12 protein-coding genes are annotated in these 16,220 nt (G+C 53.9%); 5 read left to right on the forward strand and 7 right to left on the reverse strand.

The window, feature by feature from the left end; translation table 11 throughout:
- Nucleotides 1-14: 14 nt before the first annotated feature.
- From ISS99_RS10955 to ISS99_RS10965, 3 genes are all read right to left on the reverse strand, one after another.
- Complete coding sequence (locus ISS99_RS10955) at nucleotides 15-1,286, reverse strand: type II secretion system F family protein (protein ID WP_204631672.1); 1,272 nt, start codon at nucleotides 1,284-1,286, stop codon at nucleotides 15-17.
- Nucleotides 1,287-1,425: 139 nt separating this feature from the next.
- A complete protein-coding gene (gene pilB, locus ISS99_RS10960; RefSeq protein WP_204631673.1) occupies nucleotides 1,426-3,150 on the reverse strand; it encodes a type IV-A pilus assembly ATPase PilB in 1,725 nt (574 codons plus the stop codon).
- A 179-nt stretch (nucleotides 3,151-3,329) separates the two neighbouring features.
- Complete coding sequence (locus ISS99_RS10965; RefSeq protein WP_204631674.1) at nucleotides 3,330-5,165, reverse strand: tetratricopeptide repeat protein; 1,836 nt, start codon at nucleotides 5,163-5,165, stop codon at nucleotides 3,330-3,332.
- A 147-nt stretch (nucleotides 5,166-5,312) separates the two neighbouring features.
- On the opposite strand from ISS99_RS10965, the gene ISS99_RS10970 reads away from it, so the two are divergent.
- The 5 genes from ISS99_RS10970 (at nucleotide 5,313) to ISS99_RS10990 (ending at nucleotide 10,934) form a co-directional block, all read left to right on the forward strand.
- Nucleotides 5,313-6,173 carry a glycosyltransferase family 2 protein gene (locus ISS99_RS10970; protein WP_204631675.1) on the forward strand — a complete coding sequence of 287 codons (861 nt, stop codon included), beginning with the start codon at nucleotides 5,313-5,315 and terminating at the stop codon, nucleotides 6,171-6,173.
- Between the two features lie 97 nt (nucleotides 6,174-6,270).
- Nucleotides 6,271-7,440, forward strand: a complete 1,170-nt coding sequence (locus ISS99_RS10975) for a DegT/DnrJ/EryC1/StrS family aminotransferase (RefSeq protein WP_204631676.1) — start codon at nucleotides 6,271-6,273, stop codon at nucleotides 7,438-7,440.
- Nucleotides 7,441-7,712: 272 nt separating this feature from the next.
- Entirely contained in the window at nucleotides 7,713-9,161 is a 1,449-nt protein-coding gene (locus ISS99_RS10980; RefSeq protein ID WP_204631677.1) for a lipopolysaccharide biosynthesis protein, read from the forward strand.
- 48 nt (nucleotides 9,162-9,209) lie between these two features.
- On the forward strand, nucleotides 9,210-10,151 hold the full coding sequence (locus ISS99_RS10985) for a glycosyltransferase (RefSeq protein ID WP_204631678.1): 942 nt from the start codon (nucleotides 9,210-9,212) through the stop codon (nucleotides 10,149-10,151).
- A 15-nt stretch (nucleotides 10,152-10,166) separates the two neighbouring features.
- Entirely contained in the window at nucleotides 10,167-10,934 is a 768-nt protein-coding gene (locus ISS99_RS10990; RefSeq protein ID WP_239537903.1) for a class I SAM-dependent methyltransferase, read from the forward strand.
- A 4-nt stretch (nucleotides 10,935-10,938) separates the two neighbouring features.
- Here ISS99_RS10990 and ISS99_RS10995 read toward each other — a convergent pair whose 3' ends face one another.
- The 4 genes from ISS99_RS10995 to ISS99_RS11010 all read right to left on the reverse strand — a co-directional run bounded on the left by ISS99_RS10995 (nucleotide 10,939) and on the right by ISS99_RS11010 (nucleotide 16,196).
- On the reverse strand, nucleotides 10,939-11,988 hold the full coding sequence (locus tag ISS99_RS10995) for a glycosyltransferase family 2 protein (RefSeq protein ID WP_204631679.1): 1,050 nt from the start codon (nucleotides 11,986-11,988) through the stop codon (nucleotides 10,939-10,941).
- Nucleotides 11,958-12,884, reverse strand: a complete 927-nt coding sequence (locus ISS99_RS11000) for an NAD-dependent epimerase/dehydratase family protein (RefSeq protein WP_204631680.1) — start codon at nucleotides 12,882-12,884, stop codon at nucleotides 11,958-11,960. The genes ISS99_RS10995 and ISS99_RS11000 overlap by 31 nt, the downstream gene beginning before the upstream one ends.
- Entirely contained in the window at nucleotides 12,877-14,022 is a 1,146-nt protein-coding gene (locus tag ISS99_RS11005) for a glycosyltransferase family 4 protein (RefSeq protein ID WP_239537904.1), read from the reverse strand. Before ISS99_RS11005 ends, ISS99_RS11000 begins: the two co-directional genes overlap by 8 nt.
- A gap of 77 nt (nucleotides 14,023-14,099) precedes the next feature.
- Entirely contained in the window at nucleotides 14,100-16,196 is a 2,097-nt protein-coding gene (locus tag ISS99_RS11010) for a hypothetical protein (RefSeq protein WP_239537905.1), read from the reverse strand.
- Nucleotides 16,197-16,220 lie beyond the last annotated feature (24 nt).

A 16,220-nucleotide genomic window follows, 5' to 3' on the forward strand; every position in this document is an offset into this window, starting at 1 on the left:
GAATGCCGTCGATATTAACCGGCGACCGCGCCAGCGAGCTTGAAGATCGGCAGATACAGCGACACCACCATGCCGCCCACCAACGTACCCAGGATCACCATGATCAGAGGTTCCAGCAGGGTGGAGAGCGTATCGACGGCGTTATTGACCTCTTCCTCGTAGAACTCCGCCACCTTGAACAACATGCTGTCCAGTGCACCGGATTCTTCGCCGATGGCCGTCATCTGCACCACCATGTTGGGAAACAGGCCGGTCTGGCGCATAGCCAATTGCAACTGGTGGCCGACCGCCACGTCGTCTCGCATCAGCTTGATGGCGTCGCCGTAGACCACGCTGCCGGTGGCGCCGGCTACCGAGTCGAGGGCTTCGACCAACGGCACACCGGCGTGGAAGGTGACGCCCAGGGTGCGGGAGAAACGGGCGATGGCGGAGTTGCGCAGGATGGCGCCGATCACGGGGAAACGCAGCAGTACGCGATCGAGGAAGTGCGAAAATTTCGCCGAACGTCTTTTGCCCTGGGTAATGCCAACGACGGCCAAAACCACGCTGCCGATCACCACCCACCAATAGCTCTGCATGAATTGGGAGGCGCTGACCACGACCTGTGTGGGGGCAGGCAGGGCGGCGCCAGCATCTTGGAAGGTTTTGGCAAACACGGGCACCACGAACAGCAGCATGATCATGCAGACCAGCATGGCTACGGCCAGCACCATCACCGGATAGAACATGGCCTTTTTGATCTTGCTCTTGATGCTCTCCATGCGCTCTTTGTAGGTGGCGACCGTGTCCAGCACGGTATCGAGCACACCTGCTGATTCGCCGGCGCGCACGAGGTTGCGATAGAGCTCGTCGAACTGTATCGGATACAAGCCCAGTGCTTCATGTAGCGAAGATCCGCCTTCGATGCCCTGTTTCACATTGACAAGTATGGTCTTGAAACGGGGGTTCCTCTGGCCGTCGGCGATGATGTCGAAGGCCTGGACCATGGGTACGCCCGAGGCCATCATGGTGGCGATCTGGCGACTGAAGATGGCCACGTCACGGGGTTTGACCGATTTGCCGTTGCCACCGAACAGCGGTTTCGACCGCTCCTTGACGTTCTGGGGATTCATGCCCTGGCGGCGCAACTCGGCTTTCACCAAGGTCGCATTCTTGGACTGCATCGACCCCTTCATGACCTTGCCGCGCTTGTCCAGCGCGGTCCAATCATAGGTCGGCATCTGCGTCACTTCGGCGCGCTGCGCGGCCTGCGTGCGAACGTTCTTAGCGGCTGTTACGGTGGCCATGCCCATCCCCCAATGATCCGGTCCGGCTCCGGCGATAAGCCGGGCAGGTATATCTCGAGCTTACGTTACTTCTAGGCAGGGTTTCGAGGTGTCTGGCGCAAGTCCGACATCCCACTGCCCCGAAAGGTTGACCGGATACTCAATCCTTGGTGACGCGGTCGATTTCGGCCAGGCTGGTGACCCCATCCCTGACCTTCTTCAAGGCCGAGGCGCGCAGATCGTTGATGCCGGCCTTGCGGGAGACTTCGGCAATCTGTAAGGCGTTGCCGCCTTGCAGTACGATCTTCTGGATGTCCTCCAGCATCGGCATCACCTGATAGATGCCCACGCGCCCTTTGTAGCCTTCGTTGCATTCATCGCATCCGCCTGCTTCATAGAGCGTAAGGCCGGCGTCGATTTCCTCTTGCGTAAAGCCAGCGTCGAGCAGCACTTGTGGTGGCAAGTTTTGCACCTTCTTGCAGCCATGCAGGCGGCGAGCCAGGCGCTGGGCAATGACCAGGGTGACCGAAGAGGTGATGTTATAAGGCGCGATGCCCATGTTCATCAGGCGGGCGATCGTCTGTGGCGCGTCGTTGGTATGCAGCGTGGACAGCACCATGTGACCGGTCTGGGCGGCCTTGATGGCGATTTCGGCCGTCTCCAGGTCACGGATTTCGCCCACCATGATCACGTCCGGGTCCTGGCGCAGGAACGAGCGCAGCGCGGCAGCGAAAGTCATGCCTCGCTTGGTGTTCTGCTGGACCTGGTTGATCCCCTCTACACGGATTTCCACCGGGTCTTCGACCGTGGAGATATTGCGCTCGGCGGTGTTGAGGATATTCAAAGCGGTATAAAGCGACACGGTCTTGCCCGAGCCCGTAGGGCCGGTCACCAGCACCATGCCGTAAGGCTTGTGCATGGCATCCAGATAAAGCTGTTTCTGATCATCGTCATAGCCCAGCTTGTCGATGCCGAGCTTGGCCGATGAGCTGTCCAGGATACGCAGCACCACCTTCTCGCCGAACAGCGTGGGCAGGGTGCTCACGCGAAAATCCATCGCGTGGCTCTTGCTCAGGTTCAATTTGATGCGTCCGTCCTGAGGCACGCGGCGCTCGGCGATATCCAGCCCGGCCATCACTTTCAGGCGTGCTGAAATGCGGTTAGCCAGCTTCTGGGGCGGGGAGGCCATCGCCCGCAACATGCCGTCCATGCGGAACCGCACGCGGTACTGCGATTCGAAAGGCTCGAAATGGATATCCGAGGCACCGCGGCGGATCGCGTCCACCAGGATCTTGTTGACGAACTTCACTACTGGAGCATCGGCGTTGGCGTCGATATCACTACCGGAGCTGCTGCCTTCCTCGTCACTGCCGCCCTCCAGCGCCAGCTCATCCAGGTCGCCGCCGCCCAGATCGGGCATGGCGCTGCTCATCGCGCTGATCGCCGCGTCGATCGCCCGGTTGAGCTGTATGCGCTCCACCAAGATCGGCTCTACCATGCAATTGGAGTGGAACTTGATCTCGTCCAGGGCATGCAATTGCATCGGATCGGCAATGCCAACAAACAGGCGCTTGCCACGTTGGATCAGCGGGAGCACCTGATGTTTGGTGATCAACTCCTGGCTGATTAGTCCCTTGGGCATGCTCGAAGGGGACAACGAGGTTACGTCAAGCATAGGCATGCCAAACTCAGCCGAGGCCACCTGGGCCAGCCGAGTGCTGTCAACCAAGTTCTGCTCTAGCAGCCAGGCAGTCAGAGTTTTCTTGTTTTGGCTGCAGTCGGTAACGGCCTTGCGCGCATCCGCTTCCGGTAGCAGGCCCTCGGCGACCAGACGGCGGGCCATGCCCGAGAGCCCCGCGACGGATGGTTGTAGTTGCGATGACATAACGAATCTGGTCCAGCCCCCTGATTGGAAGGGAATTTACCGCACATCAGTCCTTTCGGCCATGGGATGCCCCTATGCCTCTATGGCGTGATCAGTGACATCTCATGATCGATGAGACGATGAGCGGTCGTAAAGGAGCAATGGGAGAGAATGGTGGAACAGGATGTGCGATGTCTTCGTCAGTTCCTTGTTACGTCGGCCCCCTTCCCCGAAGTGGTTTGGAGGGAATCCAGTAGCGCTGTGAAGGTCTCCTCTCGCCGCGCGCGCTCCGTTCCGTCGGGCACATAAAGGGACATCGCCGATTTTTGCGCGCTTTTTGCGGCTAAGATTTTTCCCTGCAATGCCAATGCCACGGCTAGTGTAAATTGAGGTTCAGGGTCCGAGCCATCTGCTGCTATGGCTTGCCGCAAGATGGGCTCAGCCTCCGCTGCCCGGTTTCGTAAGATCAGCACTTCCGCTTGATCTATTAGATAGAAATCGTAAGTGGCGTTATTGAAACGAAGTTCGTTCGGATTTTTTATTTTTGATAAATAAAATTCCGCAAGATCCGCTTTTCCTTCTTTCAGAGCCATGCTTGCCCCATTAAGCATGCACATCGGACAGTTTTCGCTCCGAGCAATTACATCATTTATAATGTAGGTCGCTTTCTCGTTTTTTCCTGCCCCGATATATGCGGTGATTAGCTGATCTTTTGCGCCGACGTAAGTCGGATTCTCTTGATACGCCCACTCCCATAATTTTAGTTGGGATGACCAAAGTGGAATTGTCTGTCTGATGTTCATTATCGATAGGGCTATCCATGCCGCTAGCGCAACGAGAGCTGCTATCGAGCAGACATCACGGATGTTGGCTGGAATAGGGGTCTCCTGCAAGCATCCTGGTACCATGGCGCAAGCGATAGCTAGCGCGGTCATGGCATAGCGTTCATGGTAAAGGCTGGCGTCGACGTTGGCTGCTAGGACGTGTAATACAGGTAGCAAAGAAAACGTCACGACGAGGATTAGTCCGCCGGTGAAAGAGCGTCGGAGCGTGAGGATAAAGCCTATCAGAACCATGCTAACTGCACCCACGTCCCTCAATATCGACATGCTGCTGAAATTGAAGAATTGAATGCTGTCGATCGGGTGGAGGGGGCCCATTCCTGTCATGGGCCAGAAAAACATGCGCCAATAGCGCAGATATAGAAAGCTGGCTTGTTGTGCTCGAGGCAGCGCTGGTAGCTGGTCAGTCCCTGCTTCCAAGGCGAGGCTGCCAAGGGCCCAGTGTCGCAAGAAAAGATAGGTAATACCTGCTACCAGGGTCAGGACATAAACTGGCCAATTTCGGCTAATTAGACTTTGTAATTGCGCCAATTTCGGGGTGCTTTTGCTGATTGGCAACTTAAGCCAATCGAATACCACGATAAAAAGAGGAAATGGTGCGGCAGATTCTTTTGAACAAGCGGCCAGAAAAAAGCACAGAGCAACGGCAAGCATTCGCGGAAAGTTGCGTTTCAGGCTGGCGTTAAGCAGTAGTCCGAGCAGCATGAACAAGGTGGCGATCAGATCGAACTGACAGTCGATCCAAACCACGGGTTCGACTAGTAGGGGGTGCAAGCCATAGAGAAGCATGGCCAATGTCATGACAAACCAATGCTGGCCGGATCGGGACTCGCCGGCACTCAGGTGCATGGCGAGCAGGCCCACCAACAAGGTATTGACAATGTGGACCATCAGCGAGATTACGTGCATGGGGCCGGGCGTTACTTGAAATGCGCGTACTTCGAGGGTGAATAGCGCTACCACCAGCGGACGAAAATAATTCACGAAGCCATTGAAGCCGCGAAAAATAAGGTGTTGCCAGTCGTTGCCGTGACGCAAGCCCCCAGATCGCTGAAAATTCATAATGTCGTCCCAAACGAATTGGGCATGCGAAACGGGCCAGTAGACCAGTGCGACGAAAAGCGCAGCGGCGGCAGCAACGAAACAAAGGATAAGGGTGCCGCCAGGGCGGGATGTGGTGAATGGAGTCGACAACGCAATACCCTGTTGGATAGGTAATTCCTTTCGAAGTCTACAGGCAACTGGTGATGTGCGGCTTTGGTCGTCCGATTGAGTTTCCCGTCATGTCTGCAAGGATGTGCCCGAGGTATGATTTGCCAACATCCAGGGGAGTGACCCAGTTTGTCTCGTCTCAGTATTATTTTGCCCGCCAAAAATGAAGCCTCTGCCCTGGCAGGGTTGTTGCCGCGCCTGAAGGCCGCGCAGCCGGTTGCAGAAATCATTGTCGTGGACGATGGTTCTACCGATGATACGCGTACCGTTTGCGCTCAGAGCGGAGTCCAATGCATTAGCTCGCCTTATTCCATGGGCAATGGTGCGGCTATCAAGAGAGGGGCGCGAGCCGCTGCGGGCGATATTCTGGTTTTCATGGACGGAGATGGTCAGCACGACCCGGCTGACGTTGCCCGATTGCTCGAACGACTGGAACAAGGCTACGACATGGTCGTAGGGGCAAGGGATTGGGGCAGCCAGGCGGGTGTCGGGCGAGGTCTGGCCAATACGCTTTACAACTGGCTGGCAACACGAATGACGGGGCACCCGGTCGCCGACCTCACTTCAGGCTTCCGCGCAGTACGCGCAGATAAATTTCGGGAATTTCTGCACCTTTTGCCCAACGGGTTCAGCTATCCCACGACCAGCACTATGGCGTTCTTTCGCAGCGCATATCCGCTGGCTTATTTGCCCATTAAGGCTGCACAACGCGTGGGCAAAAGTCATATCCGCCCTCTTCGGGACGGTATCCGATTTCTGCTGATCATTTTCAAGATCGCCACGCTCTATTCACCGCTCAAGCTATTCGTTCCAGCGAGTGCCTGCTTTTTCATGCTCGGTTTGCTCAACTATGCATGGACCTTTCTCCATGAAGGGCGGCTGACGAATATGAGCACCCTGATGTGGAGTGCGTCAGTAATAGTCTTCCTGATCGGACTGGTCTCGGAGCAAATTACAGCGCTTACCTACACGCGGCAGCGCGATCGATAAATGGATGCGCGCTCAGATGCTTGTTCTGCATGTTGAGCCGGCCTTTTGGAGACGCAGTGTTTATTTACGTCGTTGAGTTAACTGATGGATGCAGGACATGAAATTAATTCGTTCCAGTGACGACCTGGCCATTTACGGCGCGTCCCCAGCTTATTCCGAACCTCTGCACGTAGGGCGCCCCAATGTTGGTAGCCGCGACACGTTCTTGCGTTTGGCAGGTGAGATGTTCGATCGCCATTGGTTCAGCAACAATGGGCCGCTTTTGCAACAGTTCGAACGGCGCATAGCTGAGCAGCTGGGAGTTGCACATTGTGTAGCCATGTGTAATGGCACCATTGCCCTGGAGATCGCTATTCGTGCTCTGGGGCTTTCGGGTGAGGTCATTGTGCCCTCATATACCTTTATTGCGACGGCGCACGCATTACATTGGCAAGGGATTACTCCTGTTTTTGCCGATATCGATCCGAGCACACACAATCTCGATCCGGTGGCCGTGCAGCGTATGATTACGCCCAAGACGACTGGCATTATTGGCGTGCATTTATGGGGTCGTGCAGCACCTATCGAGGCTCTGCAGAAAATAGCTGATGAGCATGGTTTGAAGTTGCTTTTTGATGCAGCTCATGCCTTTGGTTGTGATTACGGTGGACGTTTCATTGGTAGTTTCGGTGCTTGCGAAGTGCTGAGCTTTCACGCCACGAAGTTCTTTAATACCTTTGAAGGTGGGGCCGTTGTAACTAACGACGGAGATCTTGCTCAGGCCGTGCGGCTAATGCGTAACTTCGGCTTTGCCGGCTACGACAACGTCATTCATCCTGGCACCAACGGTAAGATGGTGGAGGTATGCGCGGCAATGGGATTGTCCAACCTTGATTACGTCGATTCGGTTATCGAGGTGAATCGCCGCAACTACTACGCTTATAAAGACGCAATTTCCCACTTGCCGGGCCTAAGTGTGCTCGATTTCGACGAAAGTAGGCGAAATAACTTTCAATATGTCGTATTGGAGGTGGGGGAAGACTGTCCTTGTAGCCGAGACGATCTGGTTGACACCTTGCACGCCGAGAACGTGCTGGTCCGAAAGTATTTTTGGCCTGGGTGCCACAATATGAGTCCATATCGTCAGTTGTTTCCTCATTCGGCATTGGTGTTGCCCAATACTGAGCGAGTAGCACAGCGTGTAATCGTGCTACCCACGGGTACGGCCATATCTGCCGACGATGTTGCGACAATCGTGTCGATTATTGCGCAGCGCATCGCGGTGTAGCAGAGGGACACGTGGCGTTACGTTTCAACGAAATAATTATGGGTTTGTATGGCTCGACTTTTTGTGCAAGTGGTTCAGGTAGTGATGCAGTCGGCTTTGTTGAATATCACACTACGTTCAGGGTGTTCGCTGCGCACATGATCAACAACGATCAGTGTTGCGCATAGGGCAAGGTGCGAGGGGCGGTTGGTCGTCGAAGGGGCTTGGGCGACAGATTTGGTAGAAAATGGCTCGTAGGCAACAAGGGTTTGGCCCATGAAAAGTGCTAGTAAATGCTAAAGGCTCGAGCTCTTTCCGCCACGATGTGGAGTGGTGCGGATATTATCCTGCGGCAAGCGATGCAGTTTTTATTTACGATCGCTTTGGTCAGAATGCTTAGTCCCACTGACTTCGGTACCGTTGCTTTGCTTACTTTGTTTACGGGGATTGCAACGGCAGTCGTGGATGGTGGATTTTCCGCTGCCCTCATACAAAACCAGCGGGTCGATCACGTCGACGAGTCGACTGTTTTCTGGTGCAATTTGGTGATTGGCGTTGTTGTGGCCGTGGCTTATTGTGCCATTGGGCCCTTGGTAGCCATCTTCTACGCTCAACCAGTGCTTTCATCACTTATGAGCGTGATGGCAGTGAACGTCTTTTTGGGGGCGCTTGGTACCATTCATCGCACATTGCTGACCAAGCAGCTCAATTTTCGCCTTCAAATGCGCGTTGGCCTAGTTTCTGCCGTTGTGTCCGGATGCGTCGCCATTTTGATGGCTTTAAATGGTTACGGGGTTTGGGCTCTTGTGGCCCAGATCGTGACAATGACGGCCGTATCCACTTGCTTGTTTTGGGTCTGGCATCCTTGGCGGCCTGCGTGGGTGTGGAGCGCATCGTCAGCACAAAAATTATTTGGTTTCGGCGGATACCATTTGGTATCCGGTGTACTCGATGTGGTTTACGCCAAGTTCTATACCCTGGTGATCGGAAAGCTATATAGCGCGCGCGAACTCGGCTATTACAACAACGCTGACAATACTTCCCAGCTTCCCGGTGCTTTTCTCGTCGGAGTGTTAACGAGGGTGGCGCTGCCCATGTTCTCATTCGCTGCAGACGATAAGTCGAAATTGAGGAGAGGGGTTCAGCTTTCAGTGAGGGGAGTGATCCTCATCAATGCACCCGCCATGTTTGGTATGGCAGCTTTGGCCGACCCCCTGGTGAGGGTCCTTTTTGGCGCGCAGTGGCTTCCGGCTGTTCCTTCTTTGCGGGTGCTGTGTCTGGCCTGCATACTTCTCCCGCTTCACGTAATAAACCTCAACGTGCTCATGGCTCAGGGGCACTCCAAGCTTATGCTTCGGTTGGAGGTCATCAAGAAAGTGCTGGGTGTTGTGCTGACATGCATCGGAGCTTTGTTTGGGGTGTTGGGGGTTGCTTGGAGTCAGGTGATTTTTAGCGTGCTGGCGTTATTCATAAATGCACACTATTCGAAGCGATTCCTGCAGTATGGCTTCGTTGAGCAGTTGTTGGACTTTTCACCTCCACTGGTGGTGGCTGGGTTGATGGCGCTAGTCGTGTATTTGGTCTCTCAAACTTGGCATGCGTCGCCGGCGGAAAAGCTGGTCGGGCTCGTCATCTTGGGTGGATCACTGTATTTCTTTGCGACGTTTGTGTTCCGATTGAAGGCGGTTCGTGATGTTGCTGAGTTGATCGTCGCTACCTCTTCAAGAAAGCTCGGCGATTAAGTTGCTTCCATAATATTTTGACAAAGCGCTGCAATCGCTTGGAGTGATATGCGTAGCCCACTCATTTCCGTATGTATCGTTACATACAATCAAGAGAGCTATATTCGCCAGTGCGTGGAAAGCGTATTGGCGCAAGGTCCCGATGTTTCGCTGGAAATCCTGGTGGGGGATGATTGCTCCAGTGACAGAACGGGCTCGATCGTAAAAGAGTTGGCTGACTTACATCCGGGAGTGATTCGATATGTGCGCAATGCATCTCGCCTTGGGCCTTCCGAGAATATCCAGGCTGTTCTTGCAAGAGTGAAGGGTGAATTCGTTGCGCATTTGGATGGTGATGACTACTGGCTTCCGGGGAAATTGAAGAAGCAGCTTGCATTCCTCGAGAGCAATCCGGGATGTGCGGCGGTATACACCAATGCGTTTACTGTCAATGAATCAGGTGGCCAGACGGGTTTTTTTAATGATGTTCGAGATTTGGAGCTGGATTTGGCGGGATTGCTGCGGAGAGGGAATTTCCTCAATGCAAGCTCAATGTGCACTCGTGCGGAGTTGATCAAGGATGTTGCAGCAATCGAAGGTCCTTTTATCGATTACAGAGCGCATTTGCGCTACGCCCGATACGGGTTTGTCGCACAGATAGCAGAGCCACTGGTTGGATATCGAGTCAATTCGACAGGATCGATGGTTCTGAATGCAAATGACCGAATTCGACAGCTTTACTGGGAGGCCCTGATGGATGTTCCAAGGGCGAAGGTCTCTGACATCGATTTCGCAAAGGGGATGGCGGATTTTCTTCGCCGGGTTACATTTAGAGCAATAAGAATGCGGCGTTGGAGTTTGATTCGTGAGTGGGCGCCTCGCGTATTCGAGGTTTCACCCTACGGTTCCGTGGTTGAGGTGCTGCTAACCTTGTCCTCGATTCTGCGCGTTATTTGTTCAGAAGCATGGGGTAGGCTTGTTCGCAACGAAAAAGTTCTCTATCGCCGGTAGGTTAAAAAACAAGCTATGAAATTACTCAAGCTGATTCAGTACGGTACGCTTGGCTGGCTTCCGTTCGGTCGGCGCTATTGTGTGATCTGTCGTCACAATGTGTGGGGCTTTTTGCCTTACAGAGGGGGAGTTGTCGACGTTTCCCCGCTCATGCGAAGCCTTGATTGGATTGGTAGTGATGTCGATAACTTCGAATGCCCTCGGTGTGGTGCGCATGATCGCGAACGGCACTTGTACATGTATTTAGAAGCCACTGGCCTGTTGTCCCGGCTTTCTAGTATGCAGATAGTGCATTTTGCACCAGAAAAGCGGTTGTCCAGGCTGATTTCGGCAATAGGTGTGTCGCGTTACGTCGGATGCGATTTATATCCTTCCAGGCCCGAGCTAGAGCGTATCGACATACTCAATACGGGTTTTGAATCTGCATCATTTGATTTGCTGATTGCGAATCACGTTTTGGAGCACGTGGACGACGACATGCAGGCTCTTTCGGAAATATATCGAGTGCTGAGGCCTGGAGGGTACGCAATACTGCAAACGCCTTTTAGCAGTAAACTTCAGCGAACCTGGCAGGATGACGGGATTCAGGGTGAGATGGCCAGATTGATGGCCTATGGACAGGAAGATCACGTCAGGCTTTACGGTAAAGATATATTTGAGCGATTCAGCGCTTCAGGTTTGTCTTCGATGGTGCGTAGCCACGAAGAGCTTCTTCCGGGCGTAGATCCCATTAAAAATGGAGTCAATTTGTTCGAGCCCTTTATGCTCTTTCGTAGAGAATGAATATTTATCGTATGGTGGGTAGGCCGTGTTTAAAAAATAATCTTAGTTTTTGTGGGAGCGGAACAAAGGTGTTTGCATATGAGCGAAGAGATGCATTTCTTTTTTGTTGCATGCCCTTTCGTCTCACTAGAATAGAGCGCCCGTTGCTTCGTAGAAATGAAAAAACTGGGGCATAAATATCCTTCCAGATTCGCGTGTTTCGCTGAATCAGGGTGAGTGCAGCACCTTCTAGAATTAGGCACGCCATGTGTAGTCCAAATAGCGGCCAAACCAATGCGGTGGGCGTGCACACCAACAAAACGGCCGTCTTGTTGCGCTCGCTTAGTCGGCGGCGGCGAAATGTCGTGGAAAGCCGCCCTGAATCTGCGCGATTGCCGCCAAAGCTTTTCCCCTGAAGATGGCGATACCTGCTATCTCTTGTAACTTGCACGGGTATACCTTGAAGCCTGGCTGCGCAGCAGAGATACATGTCTTCAGCGATAGACTCGAGCCAGGTGGGGAATCCGCCTAGATCATGCCAAAGCTTTCTAGGCATGAACATGCAAGCACCTATGACCATGGCCACGTCAACGCGGCCTATGTCCAGGTTGGGTACCGGATTGTGGAAGGGGTCCAAGAAGCACCCGCGATCAACTAGCACGTCAGTCTTCCAGTCATACTGAGGCAGCGTCAGAATTCCTTCTGAAGGCTGTGCTTGCGACGCTGTCAGTAGCGTTTCGATCGCATTGGACTCCAGTGCCGCATCATTGTTTAAAAGTAAGATGTATTTGCCTCTCGCAAACTCCACCATGCGATTGTTGCTGACACAAAATCCAACATTTTCGGTGCTCGCCAGAATCGATATATTGGGAAAGTTTTTTCGGAGATATGAGACTGATTCGTCAGTCGATGCATCATCGTGAACTATGATTTCGAGATCCAGCTCTCCCGATTGATTCATTACGGACTTCAAGCATTCGTTGAGCAGCGAGAGCCCGTTGTAATTGGCTATGCACACCGAGCACGTGGGATTCTCGGGCCGGCTTACCGGTGCGTAAGTCTGTACGAGTTCCATGTCTGCTCCAAGCCTCGGGCGATCGTGGTGGCTGGCATCCAGCCATAGCGAGACCTTGCCAGATTGTTGTCGAGTACGACGCGCTTGGCGTCGACAACTCGACTACATGTGTATTGCCGCGTTAACGGCATCCGGGTCACCTTTTCAACGAGGTCTAACAGCTCGTTCAGGCTGATTCCTAAGCCGCTGCCAGCGTTCAATACGCTGAATCCCCTGGGCATGGGGCTCTCGACGATCTTTAAGCAAAGACTTATCAGGTCGTCGATGTACAAGTAATCTCTAACAGTGGTTCCGTCTCCCCAAATGGGCAGCATTTCGCCGCGAATCGTCTTACCTAATGCGGCCGGGATAATGCCAAATCCAGCTCGCTCAGGCTGTCCGGGGCCGTAAATGTTGGACGGGCGAAGTGCTGTGGCGGTCGCCTCGTATTGTTGGCACCAGGCGGAAATGAACCATTCAGACGCAAATTTGCCGGCACCATGATAGGAGCGCGGGTTCACCGGCGAAGATTCGCTAGCCTCTCCTTCGATATTTCCAGAATAAAGGCTGCCCCCTGATGACATATAAAGAAGCTTTGCATCGGAGCGGTTCTGCAGTGCTTCCAGAAGTGCCGTGGTTATCTGAATGTTGCCTTGCAATTCAGGCGTGGGTTTCCCAGCGGAGCTTCCTGGTGTGGATACGGATGCCAGATGAACTACATCGCATCCTGGCGTGAGTACCGCGGAGAAGTCTTCGGGGGCTTTGAATTCGCCCGTCACTGTCTCGACGTTAGCGTAGCCAAAGTCGATAGGATGTCGAACCAGTGCGGTGAGCTTCTTGCTGACGGGGGCCAGCGCGTTTACGAGATGTCGCCCAATGAAGCCGCCGGCCCCAAGAATCACGGTGTGATTACGCATGTGAATGATTCTCGAATAATTGGCGATAGATGTCTGCGTAGCGGCCGGCGCAGTCGTCCCAGGTGCCAAACTCTTGCAACGCCCATCTTCGGGCTTCGTGCCCGAACGACCGGTTAGTTGATGGGTCTTCCAATCGCTCTACGGCGCGTTCATATTCTTGAGGCGACTCGCACAAAAATCCTGTGCTGCCGTGTGAAACAATGCTGGCGTGCGCCGACATGGAGGAAGCTATGATGGGGAGGCCGGAAGCCATGGCTTCAAGCATTACTTGCGGGCGGCCTTCCGCGTGGCGGCTCAGCGTAATCAGTCCACAGGCGTTTGGAAACCATTTTGCAGCGAGATCGTCGGGTGATGCCGAGCCGTGGTAATGGACCCATGAAGGAATTGATATCTGTTCCTGCATCGGGCCAAATAGATGCAATTCACGCTGAGTCTGTTGAAAGATTTTTTCCGACCATTCGAATAGTGGGCCTAGCTTGTCGTGGGTGAGACGAGTAACGGCGAGCCAGGGCTTGGGTTGTGAAGAGTCGATCTGACGCTCAATGTCGTACCAGCATTTGTCAATGCCAAATGATATGGGTCGAACGCGCGCGACATCGCCGAAAGCCGCTTCAAGAGGTGCCTGCATCCATTCCGCATTAGGGCAGATGGTGACCCTCCTGTTTTTCATGACCCGACGGAGCAACGGTCGTACTAGAGGAAGCTTCAGTAGTTTCAGATCGTTTCCAAGAGCGGTGATGACGGCAGGTTTTCCATCGTCGGGAAGAGGCAAGGCGCACTGCAGCCAGTTGATGTGATAGATGTCGTTGTGGGATTCGCGCTCATAGGCCTTTCGAAGCCTGTAGAGCAGTACAAATGGCGCGCTCATGGCTTTAACGCCGCCGCTGCGAACGAGATGCGAGATGCCGCCCGCCGCCATTAGACGAGACAGCCAGACATCATCGGAAATATTTGTGACTGATTGCACATCGGGCGGCAATTCGCCCGGTGGTGCCCAGATGCTTAATTTGACGTGTTCCAACCGGCTTAGTCCGCCCGCGACGTGACGAATGAATACACCACGCCAGTCTTTGAGGTCTTTGGGATAGGACGTGCTGATGAATAGGATGCGCATATTGTCAGGGAGGATGGCTGTCATGGTGGAATGCTGGTCGGACCTGACGCGTGGTTTCAAATATTGAGCTAACGCTTATCGTTGACCGCTATGTCAATTGTTCAAGGAACAGAGGACTGGCCTGGTGTCACCTGGTTACGCATGCCGGGAAGCGCCTGTAGTTCGTTCAAGCTGTCAGTCAATCGCCCCCCGATATTCAGCAATCGCAGTTGCGCAAGCGATGCGTTGGCTTCGCCATACTTGCCTTCGGCGGCGAGCATGCGTATCAGGGAAATTCGGTAGGCGGGCTCAGTAGGGGCCTTGCCGACAGCCTCGGCCAGATACTGTTCTCCCTGTGCTTCATTCCGAAGAATGTTCCAGGAATAGTCGCCGTACATTGCCAGGAGTCGAGCACTGGGCTGGGGGTGGGTGAGGGCTGCTTCGAATGCTTTGCCAAGATATTCCTGCGGAAAAATGCAGGTTTTGTCTCTTAGGCATTCAGTAAGCGTTTGCAGGGAGCTTTCGTCCTGAACGGCGATTCGGTGCGTTTTTAGCTTTTGATCCATGCTTGACCACCATTTCGCTTTGGTGGGCATGCCCATTCTCGAGCTCATGAATATCAGGGCTTGTTCGGGAAGCACGGACGAACCCGGAATACTGGCCGCGTGCTCAAGCGCGGAGTAGGCGAGCAATGTAAACGGTGAGTTTGGGTTGTAGTGAGAATAAATGACGTAAGTACGGCCAAGCTCATATTGAGCGCGTGGCGAATATGGATCGCGCGCGGCTAACGCTTCGGCCAATCTGAGGGGATCTCCCCATGCGCACGCGGTTATGGTTGTGAGAGTGGTCCAATAGGTTATTAGGCTGATTAACAGCACTGCTAGCAATCGCCTTACTCGATAGTTGTCGGCACCTACCTGTTGCGACCCTTCTGGGGCAAGCAGCGGAACCACCACCAGCATCAGGCCGAAGCTGGCGAAGTAGTTACGATGTTCATAGACCAGTTCCAGGGGAATGATCGTTGCAGTGAGGACGTGGCAGGCCAGGTAAAAGGCAATGCCCAAGGTGATTAAAGGGCGTCGCTTGCGTAGCCATAGAGCGAGAGCTACGAGCATGGCTAATGCGATGAGGCTTGTTAGAGTAGTCCAGGGAGACAGCAAATCGGTCGAAAGTGCAATGTCGTCGTGATAGAACGACAGCGTGTCAATCGTTGGAAAGAGTATCCAGCCGATGTAGTCGACAACTACCCTGGCTTCTGTGAGTAGGCGGGTATGCAGCGTAAAGTCGCGGGTTGCCCAAGAGGCGGGATTCAGGATTCCCGGCAGTAACCACGCAAGTCCAAGGCCTAATGGAAGCCACAGAGTCACTACAAATAACGTGATGATGCGAACGTCGTGACGCGATCTCGGCGGGGCGGTATGGTGCTGGTCTTCGAAATCTTTGCCGTGGTTGCCGACACGGGAGAATCCAAATAGCGCCCACTCGCATAGAAAGGCATAGAGCGGAAGCATTACGGCTGTTTCTTTTGCGGTCGCGCCCATTGCGGTCGCGCCTATTAGGCTTACCGTGCAAAGTGCAATCGCGCCTAAATTATTCGCAGATGGAAGCGTCAGCAATTTTACGCGACCATGCACATACCCAATCAACCCTAGCAAGACAAACAGATTTGCCAGGCTCTCCATGCGTTGGACTGTATAGAGAACGGCAGTGAGGTTAATTGGCAGCAACAGCCAGGATGCCGCTACCCAGGCGGCGATTGTTTCAGCACTACGTTCTGAGGCATGCGGGCGTGCTGACTTCAAAAGCAGTCGGGAGAGAAAGAAAACGAGACAACCGTTGAGCAGATGAATAATTAGGTTGGTGGCCTTCATCCAATAGGGATCGAGGCCAGTGAAGCTGTAATTGAGCGCAAAGCTCAATGACGCCAATGGGCGCTTGAAGTCGCTCGATGGTGACGACAATGCTGCGCGCACCAGCGACGCTGTATCGAGCTGGTTTGGCTGTACCCCGGGGTTGTCGACGATATTGGGATAGTCATCAAATAGCCAACCGCCGGAGAGCCCAGGCCAATAGGCCATAGTCGTCAGGCAAAGTGCAGCGAGCAACAGCAGTCGTCCATTGAACCAGTTGGCCCGGAAGATGCTCGCCTGCCTTCCGAGATGAAGTTTCGGCGGCGGTTCCGCTGTTGCTTGAGTTGTGTGGTCAGACGTTGGGCTCATCGCCCTATCATAATGGCCGCCTGC

It is taken from the genome of Dyella mobilis, assembly GCF_016904945.1.
Lineage (GTDB): Bacteria > Pseudomonadota > Gammaproteobacteria > Xanthomonadales > Rhodanobacteraceae > Dyella_B > Dyella_B mobilis.